At 68.3% G+C, this 13,592-nt stretch carries 12 protein-coding genes; 5 read left to right on the top strand and 7 right to left on the bottom strand.

Annotated elements, in window-relative coordinates:
• Positions 1-267 precede the first annotated feature (267 nt).
• From metJ to cysD, 5 genes are all read right to left on the bottom strand, one after another.
• Positions 268-822: a met regulon transcriptional regulator MetJ gene (metJ, locus tag KK141_RS23095; RefSeq protein ID WP_167257050.1), complete on the bottom strand. Its 555-nt coding sequence runs from the start codon at positions 820-822 to the stop codon at positions 268-270.
• A 504-nt stretch (positions 823-1,326) separates the two neighbouring features.
• Positions 1,327-1,722 carry a glycine cleavage system protein GcvH gene (gcvH, locus tag KK141_RS01795; protein ID WP_167257051.1) on the bottom strand — a complete coding sequence of 132 codons (396 nt, stop codon included), beginning with the start codon at positions 1,720-1,722 and terminating at the stop codon, positions 1,327-1,329.
• A gap of 104 nt (positions 1,723-1,826) precedes the next feature.
• Positions 1,827-2,927 carry a glycine cleavage system aminomethyltransferase GcvT gene (gcvT, locus tag KK141_RS01800; RefSeq protein WP_214569757.1) on the bottom strand — a complete coding sequence of 367 codons (1,101 nt, stop codon included), beginning with the start codon at positions 2,925-2,927 and terminating at the stop codon, positions 1,827-1,829.
• 112 nt (positions 2,928-3,039) lie between these two features.
• Positions 3,040-4,887: an adenylyl-sulfate kinase gene (gene cysC / locus KK141_RS01805; RefSeq protein ID WP_214569758.1), complete on the bottom strand. Its 1,848-nt coding sequence runs from the start codon at positions 4,885-4,887 to the stop codon at positions 3,040-3,042.
• On the bottom strand, positions 4,887-5,804 hold the full coding sequence (gene cysD, locus KK141_RS01810; protein WP_214569759.1) for a sulfate adenylyltransferase subunit CysD: 918 nt from the start codon (positions 5,802-5,804) through the stop codon (positions 4,887-4,889). The genes cysC and cysD overlap by 1 nt, the downstream gene beginning before the upstream one ends.
• A 164-nt stretch (positions 5,805-5,968) precedes the next feature.
• Here cysD and KK141_RS01815 point away from each other — a divergent pair, with 164 nt between their 5' ends.
• The 4 genes from KK141_RS01815 to KK141_RS01830 are packed head-to-tail and all read left to right on the top strand — an operon-like array spanning position 5,969 to position 9,489.
• Positions 5,969-7,114, top strand: coding sequence for an ABC transporter permease (locus tag KK141_RS01815; protein ID WP_214569760.1), 1,146 nt, complete (start codon positions 5,969-5,971; stop codon positions 7,112-7,114).
• A complete protein-coding gene (locus KK141_RS01820) occupies positions 7,111-7,923 on the top strand; it encodes an ATP-binding cassette domain-containing protein (protein WP_345777553.1) in 813 nt (270 codons plus the stop codon). The genes KK141_RS01815 and KK141_RS01820 overlap by 4 nt, the downstream gene beginning before the upstream one ends.
• A 1-nt stretch (position 7,924) precedes the next feature.
• On the top strand, positions 7,925-8,863 hold the full coding sequence (locus tag KK141_RS01825; RefSeq protein WP_214569761.1) for an MlaD family protein: 939 nt from the start codon (positions 7,925-7,927) through the stop codon (positions 8,861-8,863).
• Positions 8,860-9,489: an ABC-type transport auxiliary lipoprotein family protein gene (locus KK141_RS01830; protein ID WP_214569762.1), complete on the top strand. Its 630-nt coding sequence runs from the start codon at positions 8,860-8,862 to the stop codon at positions 9,487-9,489. The genes KK141_RS01825 and KK141_RS01830 overlap by 4 nt, the downstream gene beginning before the upstream one ends.
• 5 nt (positions 9,490-9,494) lie before the next feature.
• Here the strand turns inward: KK141_RS01830 and KK141_RS01835 are convergent, their stop codons facing one another.
• Positions 9,495-10,112 (bottom strand): alpha-ketoglutarate-dependent dioxygenase AlkB, encoded by a 618-nt coding sequence (locus KK141_RS01835; RefSeq protein WP_214569763.1) that lies wholly within the window; start codon positions 10,110-10,112, stop codon positions 9,495-9,497.
• On the bottom strand, positions 10,109-11,518 hold the full coding sequence (locus KK141_RS01840) for an amidase (RefSeq protein WP_214569764.1): 1,410 nt from the start codon (positions 11,516-11,518) through the stop codon (positions 10,109-10,111). The genes KK141_RS01835 and KK141_RS01840 overlap by 4 nt, the downstream gene beginning before the upstream one ends.
• 404 nt (positions 11,519-11,922) lie before the next feature.
• On the opposite strand from KK141_RS01840, the gene KK141_RS01845 reads away from it, so the two are divergent.
• Positions 11,923-13,524 carry an electron transfer flavoprotein-ubiquinone oxidoreductase gene (locus tag KK141_RS01845; RefSeq protein WP_214570688.1) on the top strand — a complete coding sequence of 534 codons (1,602 nt, stop codon included), beginning with the start codon at positions 11,923-11,925 and terminating at the stop codon, positions 13,522-13,524.
• Positions 13,525-13,592: the final 68 nt, after the last annotated feature.

The raw sequence follows: 13,592 nt of genomic DNA on the forward strand, positions 1-13,592 counted from the left end.
ATACGCGAAAGGTAACCGCAATGCAGCACTACGGCAAATCGCGCTTAATTTCACGGTGCTGGAAGGGGGAATGCGCTAGCGGCGGCCGGCCGGATGGCGACGGAAAACGGACGTCCGGACCTCGCCGGCGCGCGCTCCGGCAATTTTCATACCCCTGAAACGAAGCGTCCCGGCACGAAGGCCGGGACGAAAACTTTTTCGAAGTGCCCCTCCCTGCGCTGGGCACCGCAGGGAGAGAAAATCGAGGTAAAGCTTTTTTAGTCGTGCTTACTTCTTGGCAGCCTTGGGCTTGGCCGTCTTGGTGGCCTTGACCACCTTGGCAGCGGCAGCCTTCTTCACGGTGCGCTTCTTGGCAACCTTCTTGGCGGCCTTCTTGGCAACCTTCTTCACGGCGACCTTCTTGACGGACGCCTTCTTGGCAGCAGCCGGACGCTTGCGCGCGGCAGCCTTCTTCGCAGTCTTCTTGACGGCCTTCTTGGCGGCCGGCTTCTTCGCGACCGGACGCTTGGTAGCGGCCTTCTTCGCGGTGGTCTTCTTGGCAGCCTTCTTGGCGGCCGGTTTCTTCGCAGCTTTCTTGGCAGTGGCCATAGTTCGTCTCAGCTCCTCATCAGTTGGCAGTGGTTGCCCAGTAAAAGCATGTAGGAACGCCTCAACCAGCAGATCGCTGTTGGTGGCGTGCCTTAAATTGTTCACTTGACGACGGGTACGTTCGTCCGACAGCAGCCGCAAAACGTGGACCGGAATGGAGACGGTGATCTTGCGTACCGCTCCGGCTTTCTCGCCGTGTTCCACATACGGCTTGATGAACTTCGATGGTGCCATAACGCCTGTTCCCCGTTATCTGGTGCGAAAACTATTCCCGATTATTTCGGCTGTCAATTGATTTCAACCGGGAATTCAATCCGGCCGACCTGCCGCATCCACCCCGGAAGCCCCGTCCCACAAGGCTCCGCGGGTCCGGAATGGATTATCCGTTTGGACGTCCATACGGCCATACTAGAAAATCGGAAAAAATCAAAAACCGGCCTAAATCCCGCATAAAACGCGCTATTCCGCGCCACTCGCTCATAATCGCGTGAGCCAATCAAGCTGAACGCCTAACCCCTTGGCGAGCAAGGGCTTAGCCCCCTCGCGGGGGTGTTTTTCGGTGGATGAACGAATTTCGACCGGAGGCCCCTCGGCGGCCCTTCCGACCCGCCCGAAGGCGTCCTTCCCCCTCCGACGGCTCGCTCGAGCTCCTCGATCGAGCTCCTCGCGCGAGCCGCCTCACACAAACCGACGGCCGCTTGCGCGGCCGTCGTTCGATCCACTTTCGCGCACTCGCGATCAGTGGTCTTCGTTCTCCAGCTGCTCGGCGTACGCGTCCGCGTCGAGCAGTTCGTTGAGCTCGGCGCGATCGCTCGGCTTCACCACGAACAGCCAGCCTTCGCCGTAGGCGTCTTCGTTGATGGTCTCGGGCGAATCGGCCAGCGCCTCGTTGACCTCGACGATCTCGCCGGACACCGGCGTGTAGATGTCGGAAGCGGCCTTGACCGATTCCACCGTCGCCACGCCGTGGCCGACCTGCACGCTGGCGCCGACTTCAGGCAGCTCCACGTACACGACGTCGCCGAGCTGGCCCTGGGCATGGTCGGAGATGCCCACGCGGACGTTGCCGTTGTCTTCGGCGCGAGCCCACTCGTGGGACTTGAGGAATTTCAGATCGCCGGGAATCTCGCTCATGATCGGGTCCAGTCCTGGGTTGAAGGAGGTTGGGTGGTATAGGGGTCAGACGATGCGCGGCATTCTAAGCCGCTTCGCCGGAAGGGCAACACTCGGCCGCCGTTTCAGATGCCTTCGCAGGGCTTGCCGTCGCGCACGAACGGGTACTTCACCACGCGCACCGGCACCTCGCGGCCGCGGATGTCCACCCGCACCTCGCCCGGCTCGCCGGCCGGAATGCGTGCGAACGCCACCGCCTTGTTGAGCGTCGGCGCGAAGCTGCCGGACAGGATCTCGCCCTCGCCGTTGGCGGTCAGCACCTTCTGGCCGTGGCGCAGCACGCCCTTCTCGTCCAGCACCAGGCCGACCATCACGCGCTTCACGCCGGCGGCCTTGTGCGCCTCCAGCGCCTTGCGGCCGATGAAGTCGCGGCCCTCGTCCAGCGAAATCGTCCAGCCGAGGTTGGCTTCCCACGGGCTGACGGTCTCGTCCATGTCCTGGCCGTAGAGGTTCATGCCGGCTTCCAGGCGCAGCGTATCGCGCGCGCCCAGGCCCGCCGGCTTCACACCGGCCGCGGCCAGCGCTTCCCACAGCGCGACGGCGTGGTCTTCCGGCACCAGGATCTCGAAGCCGTCCTCGCCGGTATAGCCGGTGCGGGCGATGAACAGCGGCATGCCGTGCGGACCCTGCGCGGCGGCGGCGACGAACTTGCCGAGCTTGCGGATGCGCTCGCGGTCCACCTCGTGCAGCAGGCCGATCGTCTTGTCGCGGGCGTTCGGTCCCTGCACGGCGATCATGGAGAAGTCCGGCCGCTCCTTCACCTCGACGGCGAAGGCCTTGGCCTGCCGCTCGATCCAGGCCAGGTCCTTGGCGCGGGTGGCAGCGTTCACCACCAGGCGGAAGTGGGCGTCGTCGAAGAAATACACGATCAGGTCGTCGATCACCCCGCCCTGCTCGTCCAGCATGCAGGAGTACAGCGCCTTGCCCTGCACCTTCAGCTTGTCGACGTTGTTGGCCAGCAGGTGGCGCAGGAACTCCCGGGTGCGCGCGCCGTGCAGGTCGACCACGGTCATGTGCGAGACGTCGAACATGCCCGCGTCCTGGCGCACCGCGTGGTGCTCCTCGATCTGCGAGCCGTAGTTGATGGGCATGTCCCAGCCGCCGAAATCGACCATGCGCGCGCCGAGCGCGCGGTGGGTGGCATTGAGTACGGTCTTCTCGGTCATCGGAATGCGCCTGGGGAAAAGCCGCATTATCGCCGGGCGCCGCACCGCATTCCAAGCCGCGGCCATGCTGCGATGCGGCGGCGGGTGTACGCGGCCGCATGGACGTCCGTTTTCAGCAGGGCGTTTCTTCGCGCGCGAGCAGATAGTCGACTACGCACTGAGCCAGGGCTTCGGCACGCATCGTGCCCGCCTGCAGATGCAGCTCCGGCGCCTCCGGCAGCTCATACGGCGAATCGATCCCGGTGAAATTTCGGATCTCGCCGCTACGCGCCTTGCGGTACAAGCCCTTGGCGTCGCGGCGTTCGCATTCCTCCAGCGGGGTGTCGACGAAGATCTCCACGAACTCGCCGTCCTCGAAGCGCTCGCGCGCGAAGCGCCGCTCGCTGCGGTACGGCGAGATCACGCAGGCCAGCACGATCAGCCCGGCGTCCACCATCAGCTGCGCCACCTCGGCCACGCGGCGCACGTTCTCCACCCGCGCCTCGGGCGTGAAGCCCAGGTCCTTGTTGAGGCCCAGCCGCAGGTTGTCGCCGTCCAGCAGATAGGTATGCCGCCCCAGCGCGTGCAGGCGGCGCTCGACCAGGTTGGCGATGGTCGACTTGCCGGCGCCGGACAAGCCGGTGAACCACAGGCAGCGCGGCGTCTGCCCCTTGGCCAGGCCGCGCGCCGGCTTGCCGATGTCCAGGTGCTGCCAGTGCACGTTGGTGGCGCGGCGCAGGGCGAAGTCGAGCATGCCGCAGGCCACCGTGGCCTGGCTCTGGCGGTCGACCAGGATGAAGCCGCCGAGCGTGCGGTTGTCGGCGTAGCGCTCGAACGGCACCGGCTGGTCCAGGTCGAGGTTGCAGTAGCCCACCTCGTTGAGTTCCAGCCGGCGCGCGGCCAGCGCGGCCTGGCTGTTCACGTCCACCTTGTGCTTGATCGACGACACGCGCGCGTGGACGCTGCGTGTGCCGAGCTTCAGTTCGTACGTACGGTTGGGCAGCAGCGCCTCGTCGCCGAGCCACAGCAGGTGCGCGGCGAACTGGTCGGACACCGGCGCCGGCCGCGACGCGCAGGCGAGCAGGTCGCCGCGGCCGATATCGAGTTCGCGGTCCAACGTCAGCGTCACTGCCTGCCCTTGCACCGCCTGCGCCAGATCGCCGCCGGCAGTGACGATGCGCGCCACGCGCGCCCGCTGCGTGCCCGGCTGCACCACGATCTCGTCGCCCGGCGCCACGGCGCCGCCGCAGACGGTGCCCATGTAGCCACGGAACGCTTCGTGCGGCCGGTTTACCCACTGCACCGGCATGCGGAAATCCGGGAAGCGCGCGTGGGCCGGCTGTGCGGCTTCAAGCAGCTCCAGCAGGCAGGGGCCGTCGTACCAGGGCAGGCGCGCGGAACGGCGGCCCACGTTGTCGCCATCCGGCGCGACTACCGGCAGGCAGTGCACTGTGGCGATGTCCAGCGACGCGGCCAGCGCCCGGTACGCTTCAACGATCTCGTCGTAGACCTCCCGCCGCCCGCCGACCAGGTCCATCTTGTTCACCGCCAGCACCACCTCGCGCACGCCGAGCAGGGCGCAGATATAGGTATGCCGGCGCGTCTGCGGCAGCACGCCTTTGCGCGCATCGACCAGCACCACGGCCAGCTCCGCCGTAGACGCACCCGTGGCCATATTGCGGGTGTACTGCTCGTGCCCGGGGCAGTCGGCCACGATGAAGGCGCGCCGGCTCGTCTGGAAATAGCGGTAGGCCACGTCGATGGTGATGCCCTGCTGGCGTTCGGCGTCGAGGCCGTCGGTGAGCAAGGCGAAGTCGAGCCGCCCGGCCTGACTGTCGCGCGCCAGTGCGTCGAGCTGGTCGTCCGGCACCGCGCCGACGTCGTACAGCAGGCGTCCGAGCAAGGTGCTCTTGCCATCGTCGACGCTGCCGCAGGCAATAAAGCGCAGCAGGCCCGCCTGCTGCCCGGCGATCGCCGCCATCAGAAGTAACCCTCCTGCTTCTTGCGCTCCATCGAGGCGGCGCCGTCGCGGTCGATCACCCGTCCCTGCCGCTCGGAACTGCGCGAGGCGGCCATCTCCTCGATGATCGCGTCCAGCGTGGCCGCGGTGGATTCGATCGCGCCGGTCAGCGGATAGCAGCCCAGGGTGCGGAAGCGCACCGTGCGCGTCTCCAGCCGCTCCCCATCGCGCAGCGCCAGCCGCTCGTCGTCGGCCATGATCCAGGCGCCGTCGCGCGCCACCACCGGCCGCGGCCGGGCGAAGTACAGCGGCACCACCTCGATGCCTTCGCGGCGGATGTAGCGCCACACGTCCAGCTCGGTCCAGTTCGACAGCGGAAACACCCGCACGCTCTCGCCCTGGCCCAGCCGCGTGTTGTAGTTGCCCCACAGTTCCGGACGCTGGCGGCGCGGGTCCCAGCGATGCTGGCCGTCGCGGAAGGAAAACACGCGCTCCTTGGCGCGCGACTTCTCTTCGTCGCGCCGCGCGCCGCCGATCGCCGCATCGAAACCGTAACGATCCAGCGCCTGGCGCAGCGCCGCGGTCTTCATCACATCGGTATGCACGACAGGCCCGTGCACCAGCGGCGAGATGCCCTGGCGCAGGCCGTCCTCATTGATATGCACCAGCAAGCGGATGCCCGGCTGCGCGGCGAGGCGGTCGCGGCTGGCGATCATCTCGCGGAATTTCCAGGTGGTGTCCACGTGCAGCAGCGGCATCGGCGGCGGCGCGGGATAGAACGCCTTGCGCAGCAGGTGCAGCAGCACCGCCGAATCCTTGCCGATCGAATACAGCAGCACCGGCCGCTCGAAGCCAGCCACCGTCTCGCGCAGGATATGGATGCTTTCCGCCTCAAGGGCATCGAGCCAGGAGCTGGGCCAGAGGGCGCTTTCGTTCATGTCGATTCCGCTTGCCGTAAAAAAACGGGTGCCATCAGCCGCGCCCCGAACCCTTGGCTAACGCAGCAAGCGCGATTCGGACGACAGCAAGCACGCATGCATGCACGTCGCCCACACAGCGCCGCGCATACAAAAACCAGCCGCTGCCTATAAGATCGCCCTTCATGAGTCCAACGCCCGCGACAGGAAGCGCCGAACTCGATGCTAGCGCGCAACCGCCGCGGCTGCGCGTCGCCGGCGACTGGACCCTGGCCCACTACGCCGAACTCGAACGCCGCGTCGGCGCCTTCGCCGCTCCGCTGCCGCAGGGCACGCAGATCGACCTGGCCGGCCTCTCTGCGCTGGACACCGCCGGCGCTTCGCTGCTGGTGCGCCTGCTCGGCACCGACCGCATCGCCGAACTGGCGCAGGCCGACGGACTGCCGCCCGCGCGGCGCGCCCTGCTCGACACCGTGGGCAAGGCGCTCGACGCCTACCGCACGCCGCAGAAGCCGCGCCGCCATCGTTCCGCCGTCACCGAAGTGCTGGCGCGCATCGGCCGCGCCATGGACAGCGTGTGGCGCCAGCAGCTGCAGTTGCTGGGTTTCATCGGCATGACCCTGGAATCGCTGGCGCGCGGCCTGCCGCATCCGCGGCGCTGGCGCGTCACCTCGCTGGTGGCGCACGTGGAGCAGACCGGGCTGGATGCGGTGCCGATCGTGGCCCTGCTCACCTTCATGGTCGGCGCGGTGGTGGCCTTCCTGGGTTCCACCGTGCTGGCCGACTTCGGCGCCACCATCTATACGGTGGACCTGATCGCGTTTTCCTTCCTGCGCGAATTCGGCGTGCTGCTCACCGCCATCCTGATGGCCGGCCGCACCGCCAGCGCCTTTACCGCGCAGATCGGTTCGATGAAGGCCAACGAGGAGATCGACGCGATCCGCGCGCTCGGCCTGGACCCGGTGGAACTGCTGGTGCTGCCGCGCGTGCTGGCCCTGCTGGTATCGCTGCCGATGCTCACCTTCCTGGCCATGCTGTCGGGCCTAGCCGGCGGCGCGGTGGTGTGCGCGCTCACCCTGGATATCTCGCCGACCATGTTCCTGACCTTGTTCAAGGCCGACATCGGCGTACACCATTTCCTGGTCGGCCTGTCCAAGGCGCCGATCTTCGCCTTCCTGATCGCGGTGATCGGCTGCCTGGAAGGCTTCAAGGTCAGCGGCAGCGCGCAGTCGGTGGGCGAACACACCACCTCGAGCGTGGTGCAGTCGATCTTCGTGGTGATCCTGCTGGATGCCGTGGCCGCGCTGTTCTTCATGGAGATGAACTGGTGAACGCCGTCGCGCAGCAAGCCGCAGCGCAGGAAGACGTGATCCAGGTGCGCGACCTGGTCAACCGCTTCGGCGCGCAGGCCGTGCACGAGCACCTGGACCTGGACGTGCGCCGCGGCGAGATCCTCGGCGTGGTCGGCGGCTCGGGCACCGGCAAGTCGGTCTTGCTGCGCACCATCGTCGGCCTGCGCCGGCCCACCTCCGGCCAGGTGCAGGTGTTCGGCCAGGACCTGCTGCGCCTGCCGCAGGAACAGCGCTCGCGCATCGAGCGGCGCTTCGGCGTGCTGTTCCAGAACGGCGCGCTGTTCTCTTCGCAGAATGTGGTCGAGAACATCGCCATGCCGCTGATCGAGCACGCGCGCCTGAAGCGGCCCGAAGCCGAGGCGCTGGGCGCGGTGAAGCTGGCCCTGGCCGGCCTGCCGCAGGGCACCGAGCACAAATACCCGTCCGAGCTTTCCGGCGGCATGGTCAAGCGCGCGGCGCTGGCGCGTGCACTGGCGCTGGATCCGGAGATCCTGTTCCTGGACGAACCCACGGCGGGCCTGGACCCGATCAGCGCGGCCGCGTTCGACCAGCTGATCCTGACCCTGCGCGATGCGCTCGGCCTCACCGTGTTCCTGGTCACCCACGACCTGGACACGCTCTACACCATCTGCGACCGCGTCGCCGTGCTGTCGCAGAAGAAGGTGCTGGTATGCGACCGGCTGGACGTGGTCGCGCAGAACCCCGACCCCTGGGTCCAGTCGTATTTCCATGGCCCGCGCGGCCGTGCCGCGCTCGATGCCGCGGAAAAGACGCAAGAGGTGAAGTGAGATGGAAACCCGCGCTCATCACGTATTGATCGGCCTGTTCACCGTGATCGTGGTGGCGGCCGCCCTGCTGTTCGGCCTGTGGCTGGCCAAGTCCAGCACCGACCGCCAGTTCGCCGAATACCAGATCGTGTTCAACGAGGCGGTCAGCGGCCTCTCCCAGGGCAGCGCCGTGCAGTACAACGGCATCAAGGTCGGCGACGTCAGCCAGCTCAAGCTCGACCCGCAGGACCCGCGCCGCGTGCTGGCGCGCATCCGCCTGGGCGCCGACACGCCGATCAAGCAGGACACCCACGCCAAGCTCGCGCTCACCGGCGTCACCGGCATGGCAGTGATCCAGCTCAGCGGCGGTTCGCCCGGCAGCCCCGCGCTCACCGCACCGGATGGCGGCCTGCCGGTGATCGTGGCCGACCCTTCGCCGCTCAGCAAACTGCTGTCCAACGGCGAGGACGTGATGACCAATATCAACGACGTGGTCTCGCGTGCCAGCCAGCTGATGTCCGACGAGAACGTGGCGCGCATCAGCCGCACGCTCGACCACCTGGACAAGGCCACCGGCGCGGTGGCCGACCAGCGCGACGATATCCGCGCCCTGCTCAGCCAGCTGGCCCTGGCCAGCAAGCAGGCCACCGCCACCCTGGAACAGACCGAGCAGCTGGCGCGCAGCGCCAACGGCCTGGTCGACCAGCAGGGCCGCGCCACGCTGGAAAGCGCGCGCAATGCGATGGCCTCGCTGGAGCGCTCCACCGCGTCGATCGACCGCCTGCTCAACGACAACCGCGCCTCGCTCGATGGCGGCATGCAAGGCCTGGGCGAACTGGGCCCGGCGGTGCGCGAACTGCGCGACGCCGCCAACTCGCTGCGCGGCATTACCCGCAAGCTCGACGACAACCCGGCCGGCTTCCTGCTCGGCCGCGACCGCAGCAAGGAGTTCGTGCCATGACGCGTGCCCTGACGACCGCCGCCCGCCGCGCCCCGCTGCTGGCGGCCCTGCTCGCCATCGCCGCCTGCTCGGTGCTGCCGAAAGCCGAATCGCCGGATGTTTACCGGCTGCCCGCCGCGCCGCTGCCGCAGGCCCAGGCCGGCGCGGTGAACTGGTCGCTGCGGGTGGAAACGCCGCAGGCCGAGCGCATGCTCGACAGCGCGCGCATCGCGGTGCTGCCCGAAGGCGACGTGGTCAGCGTGTACAAGGGCGCGCGCTGGAGCGACCGCGTGCCGGTGCTGCTGCGCAACCGCCTGCTCGAAGGCTTCCGCAACGACGGCCGCATCGCCGCGCTGAGCAGCGACGACACCAACCTGCAGGCCGACTACGTGCTCAGCGCCGACCTCACCACGTTCCAGTCGGAGTACCGCGGCAAGCAGCCGGTGGTGGTGCTGCGCTACGACGCACGGCTGGTGCGCAACACCGGGCTGAAGATCGTGGCGGCGCGCCGCTTCGAGGTCACCCAGCCGGTGAACGGCACCGGCGTGCCGCAGGTAGTGGCGGCGTTCGGCCAGGCCGGCGATGCGCTGGCGGCGCAGGTGGTGGGCTGGACGCTGGAACAGCGCGCAGCGGCGGCGCGCGACTGAGGCACTCAGCGGCGCGCGTCGATCCAGCGGAAAGTAAGGTTGATGCGCGCGCCGATCGCCGCTGAAGTGCGCGGCAGCGAGTGCTGGTAGTTCCGCTGCGTTTCGCCCGACATGCACAGCAGGCTGCCATGCGGCAATTCCAGGCCACGCACGTCGCGCTTGTCGCCATCCTTCGCGCGTGGGCGCAGGCAGAAGCGCCGCTCTGCGCCCAGGCTCACTGACGCGATCACCGGATGCGGCCCCAGCTCAGGCTCATCGTCGCTATGCCAACCCATCGCATCGCGCCCGTCGCGGTAGAGATTGGCCAGCACGCTGTTGAAGCGCGCGCCGCAGGCCTGCTGCACGCGCCAGCGCAGCGAGGCCATCGCTTCGGTCCAGGGGTGCGGCTCGAAGCGGGTGCGCGAATAAACATAGGTGGCGTCGGGGTCGCCGATCCAGCAGCTCAGGCGCGGCGAATCCACCTCGCGCCCGAACATGCGGATGCGGTGCACCTCCCAGGCGATCGAACCGCGCAGTTCCTCCAGCAAGCCGTCCGCTTCGTCCTGCGCAAGCCAGTGCGGCAGCAGGCGCAGTTCCGCTCCCGGCAGCGGGATCGGCTGCCATTGCTGCGCAAACAAGGTCATGCGAGCGGACGCGGCTCCACGGGGTAGACCGGCTCCGCATCCAGCGTCGCCGCGCACACCTCGGCCAGCTCCAGCAGGCGCAGATCCGAACCGCGCGCGCCGACCAGCTGCATGCCCACCGGCATGCCGTCCGGCAGCGTGCCCATCGGGATGCTCACCGCCGGACAGCCGGCGAGGCTGGCGAAGCTGGTCAGGTCGGCCTGCGAATCCGGCACCGCGCCGCCCAGCGGGAACGCGCCCTGTGGCGTGGTCGGCAGCACCAGCACGTCGACCTGGGCGAACAGGCGGCGCATCTTCAGCGTAGCCGCGTCGAGCACGCGGTCGGCCACGGCGTAGTCGGCCGCGCTCTTGGTGGCGGCATAGGAAAGCATGTGGCGGAAGCGTTCCGACGGCGGATGCTCGCGGTCTTCCAGATCGGCGGCGAAGGTGCTGAGCATCTCCGCTTCCATCAGGAACAGGCCGGCGCGGCGGGTGCGGGCGAAGTCCCAGTCGGTGAAGTCCACGGCGCGGCGTTCGCCCAGTTCGCGCGGCAGGCGCGACAGCGCATCTTCGAACACGTCGATCACCGCCGGCTCCACGCCGACCGCCGCGAGATTCGGCAGCAGGCCGCAGCGCAGGTTGCCCGGTTCCCAGTCCGGCGGCGCGAAGGCCACGCGGCGGCGGCGCGAGCGCGCATCGTCGGCGTCGTAGCCGGCCAGTACCTGCAGCAGCACGGTCAGGTCGTTGGCGCTGCGCGCCAGCAGGCCCACCGCATCCAGGCGCCGCGCCGCGGGTACCAGGCCGCGCGCGGAGATCTCGCCGTGGGTGGGCTTCAGCGCATACACGCCGCAGTAGCTGGCGGGGATGCGGATCGAGCCGAGGCTGTCCGAACCGATCGCCGCCACCGCCAGGCCCGAAGCCACCGCCGCGGCCGCGCCGCCGGAGGAACCGCCGGCGGTATAGCCATGGCGATGCGGGTTGTGGGTGGGGCCGTAGTGCGGATTGTCGGTGGCCGCGCCCAGTGCGCCCTCGTCCATATTGGTCTTGCCCAGCAGCACCGCGCCGGAAGCGCGCAGCCGCGCCACCGCGTGGGCATCGCCCTCGGCCGGCTGCGCGCGGCCCGGCAGGCCGGCGCGGGTGGGCCAGCCGGCCACGTCGAAGTTGTCCTTGATCGCCACCGGCAGGCCGTCGAGCCGGCCCAGCACGCCGTCGCGGCGGCGGTGCTGCGCGGCGCGGGCCTGTTCGCGCAGCAGGCCGGGGCTCAGACCCACGAAAGCATTGAGCTGCGGATTCAAACGCTCGATGGCTTCCTGGTAGACCTCGGCCAGTCCCTCCGGCTGGACCCTCCCGGCGGCAAGCCAGTGCAGCAGTTGGCAAAGCGTGGCGCGACGCAGGTCACGGTCGGAGATCGGCGGCAATTGATTCATGAAGTCTCCCTGGTGGCGGGATCGATTATCGATGGCGCGGGTTAAGCGTTTGCAAGCGGCGGGGCGCTCTGATCTATCCCACGTACCCGGCATGGCGTCCAGAAGGCCCGCAGGCGGCGGCGCGCGGCGCCGGGCAGACTGGCCGTCTGTTCAAGCCGCGCGCCGCCGCCTGCGGGCCTTCTGGACGCCACCCCCTCTTTCAAATTCAGAACGTTGGGGCCGCTCTGCAAGCGCGGTACGCGCTTGCAGAGCGGTGACGGGTGCGTGGGATAGATCAGAGCGTCCCCGTGCACCATGCGTTGCCGCACAGTGCACGAAACCGGACAATGGCGCGCTGAGATGGCCCCGGCCACCTCGCCATAGCCAGCAAACCACCAGCCAGCCAGAACCTTCCGGAGCGACCGATGAGCGAACGCGAAATCATGGAATACGACGTCGTCGTCGTGGGCGCGGGCCCCGCCGGCCTGTCGTTCGCGATCCGGCTCAAGCAGCTCAAGCCCGACGTGAGCGTGTGCGTGATCGAGAAGGCCTCGACCATCGGCGCGCAGATCCTGTCCGGCGCCGTGATCGAACCGCAGCCGCTGGACGCGCTGCTGCCCGGCTGGCGCGACAACCCGCCGCCGATCTGCGTGCCGGCCGTGGAAGACGAATTCTGGCTGCTCGGCAAGACCGGCCACCGCAGCCTGCCGATCCCGCCCGGCATGCACAACAAGGGCAACTTCATCGTCTCGCTGGGCGCCATGTGCGCCTGGCTGGCGCCGCAGGCCGAAGCGCTGGGCGTGGACGTGTTCCCCGGCTTCGCCGCCGCCGACACTATCTACGACGAGAACGGCGCCGTCGCCGGCGTGCGCATCGGCGACATGGGCGTGGCGAAGGACGGCTCGCACAAGGCCGGCTATACCCAGGGCATCGACATCAAGGCCAAGGTCACCGTGCTGGCCGAAGGCGCGCGCGGCAGCCTGAGCAAGCAGCTGATCAAGCGCTTCGAGCTGGACAAGAACGCCGACCCGCAGGGCTACTCCATCGGCATCAAGGAGCTGTGGCAGCTGCCGCCCGGCCGCGTCACGCCCGGCAAGATCGTGCACAGCTTCGGCTGGCCGGCCGACAGCCACACCTACGGCGGCAGCTTCCTGTATCACCTGGACAAGGACCGCGTGGCGCTGGGCTATGTCAGCGGCCTGGACTACAGCGACCCGAACTACCAGCCGTGGGAAGCCTTCCAGCAGTGGAAGAACCACCCGTCGATGAAGCCGCTGCTGGAAGGCGGCAGCATTCTGTCGGCCGGCGCGCGCGCCATCGTCACCGGCGGCTGGCAGTCGCTGCCGAAGCTGGAGATGCCCGGCGCCCTGCTGATCGGCGACACCGCCGGCCTGCTCAACGTGCCGAAGATCAAGGGCACGCACCAGGCGATCCGCAGCGGCATGCTCGCCGCCGAACATCTCGCCGCGAACGGACTCGATCCTGCCGGCTTCGACGCGAAGCTGCGCGGCTCGGAAGTGATGGCGGAACTCAAGAAGGTCCGCAACATCAAGCCCGCCTTCAAGAAGGGCCTGTGGTTCGGCATGCTCAACGCCGCCTGGGAAACCGTCACCGGCGGCGCCTCGCCGTGGACGCTCAAGAACAAGGCCGACTGGTCGTCGCTGCACAAGCTCGGCCAGCAGGAAGAACCCAAGCGCGACTACGTACAGCGCGAACTACCGCCGCGCGACCGCCTGGCCGGCGTGTACTTCGCCGCCACCGAGCACGACGAAGACCAGCCCGTGCACCTGCACGTGGCCGACACTTCGATCTGCGTGACCAAGTGCGCCGAGGAATACGGCAATCCCTGCCAGCGCTTCTGCCCGGCCAACGTCTACGAGATCGTGCAGGACGAAGCCGGCAAGCGGCTGCAGATCAACGCCGCCAACTGCGTGCACTGCAAGACCTGCGACATCAAGGACCCGTACCAGATCATCAACTGGGTCACTCCCGAGGGCGGTTCGGGCCCGAACTACCAGAATCTGTAAGGCCCCGGCACGGATGCCATGGTCCCACGCGGACGCGCCGTGGCGCGCGCCCGCAGTCGAGAGATATG

Source organism: Dyella sp. LX-66, assembly GCF_018599165.1.
Lineage (GTDB): Bacteria > Pseudomonadota > Gammaproteobacteria > Xanthomonadales > Rhodanobacteraceae > Dyella_D > Dyella_D marensis.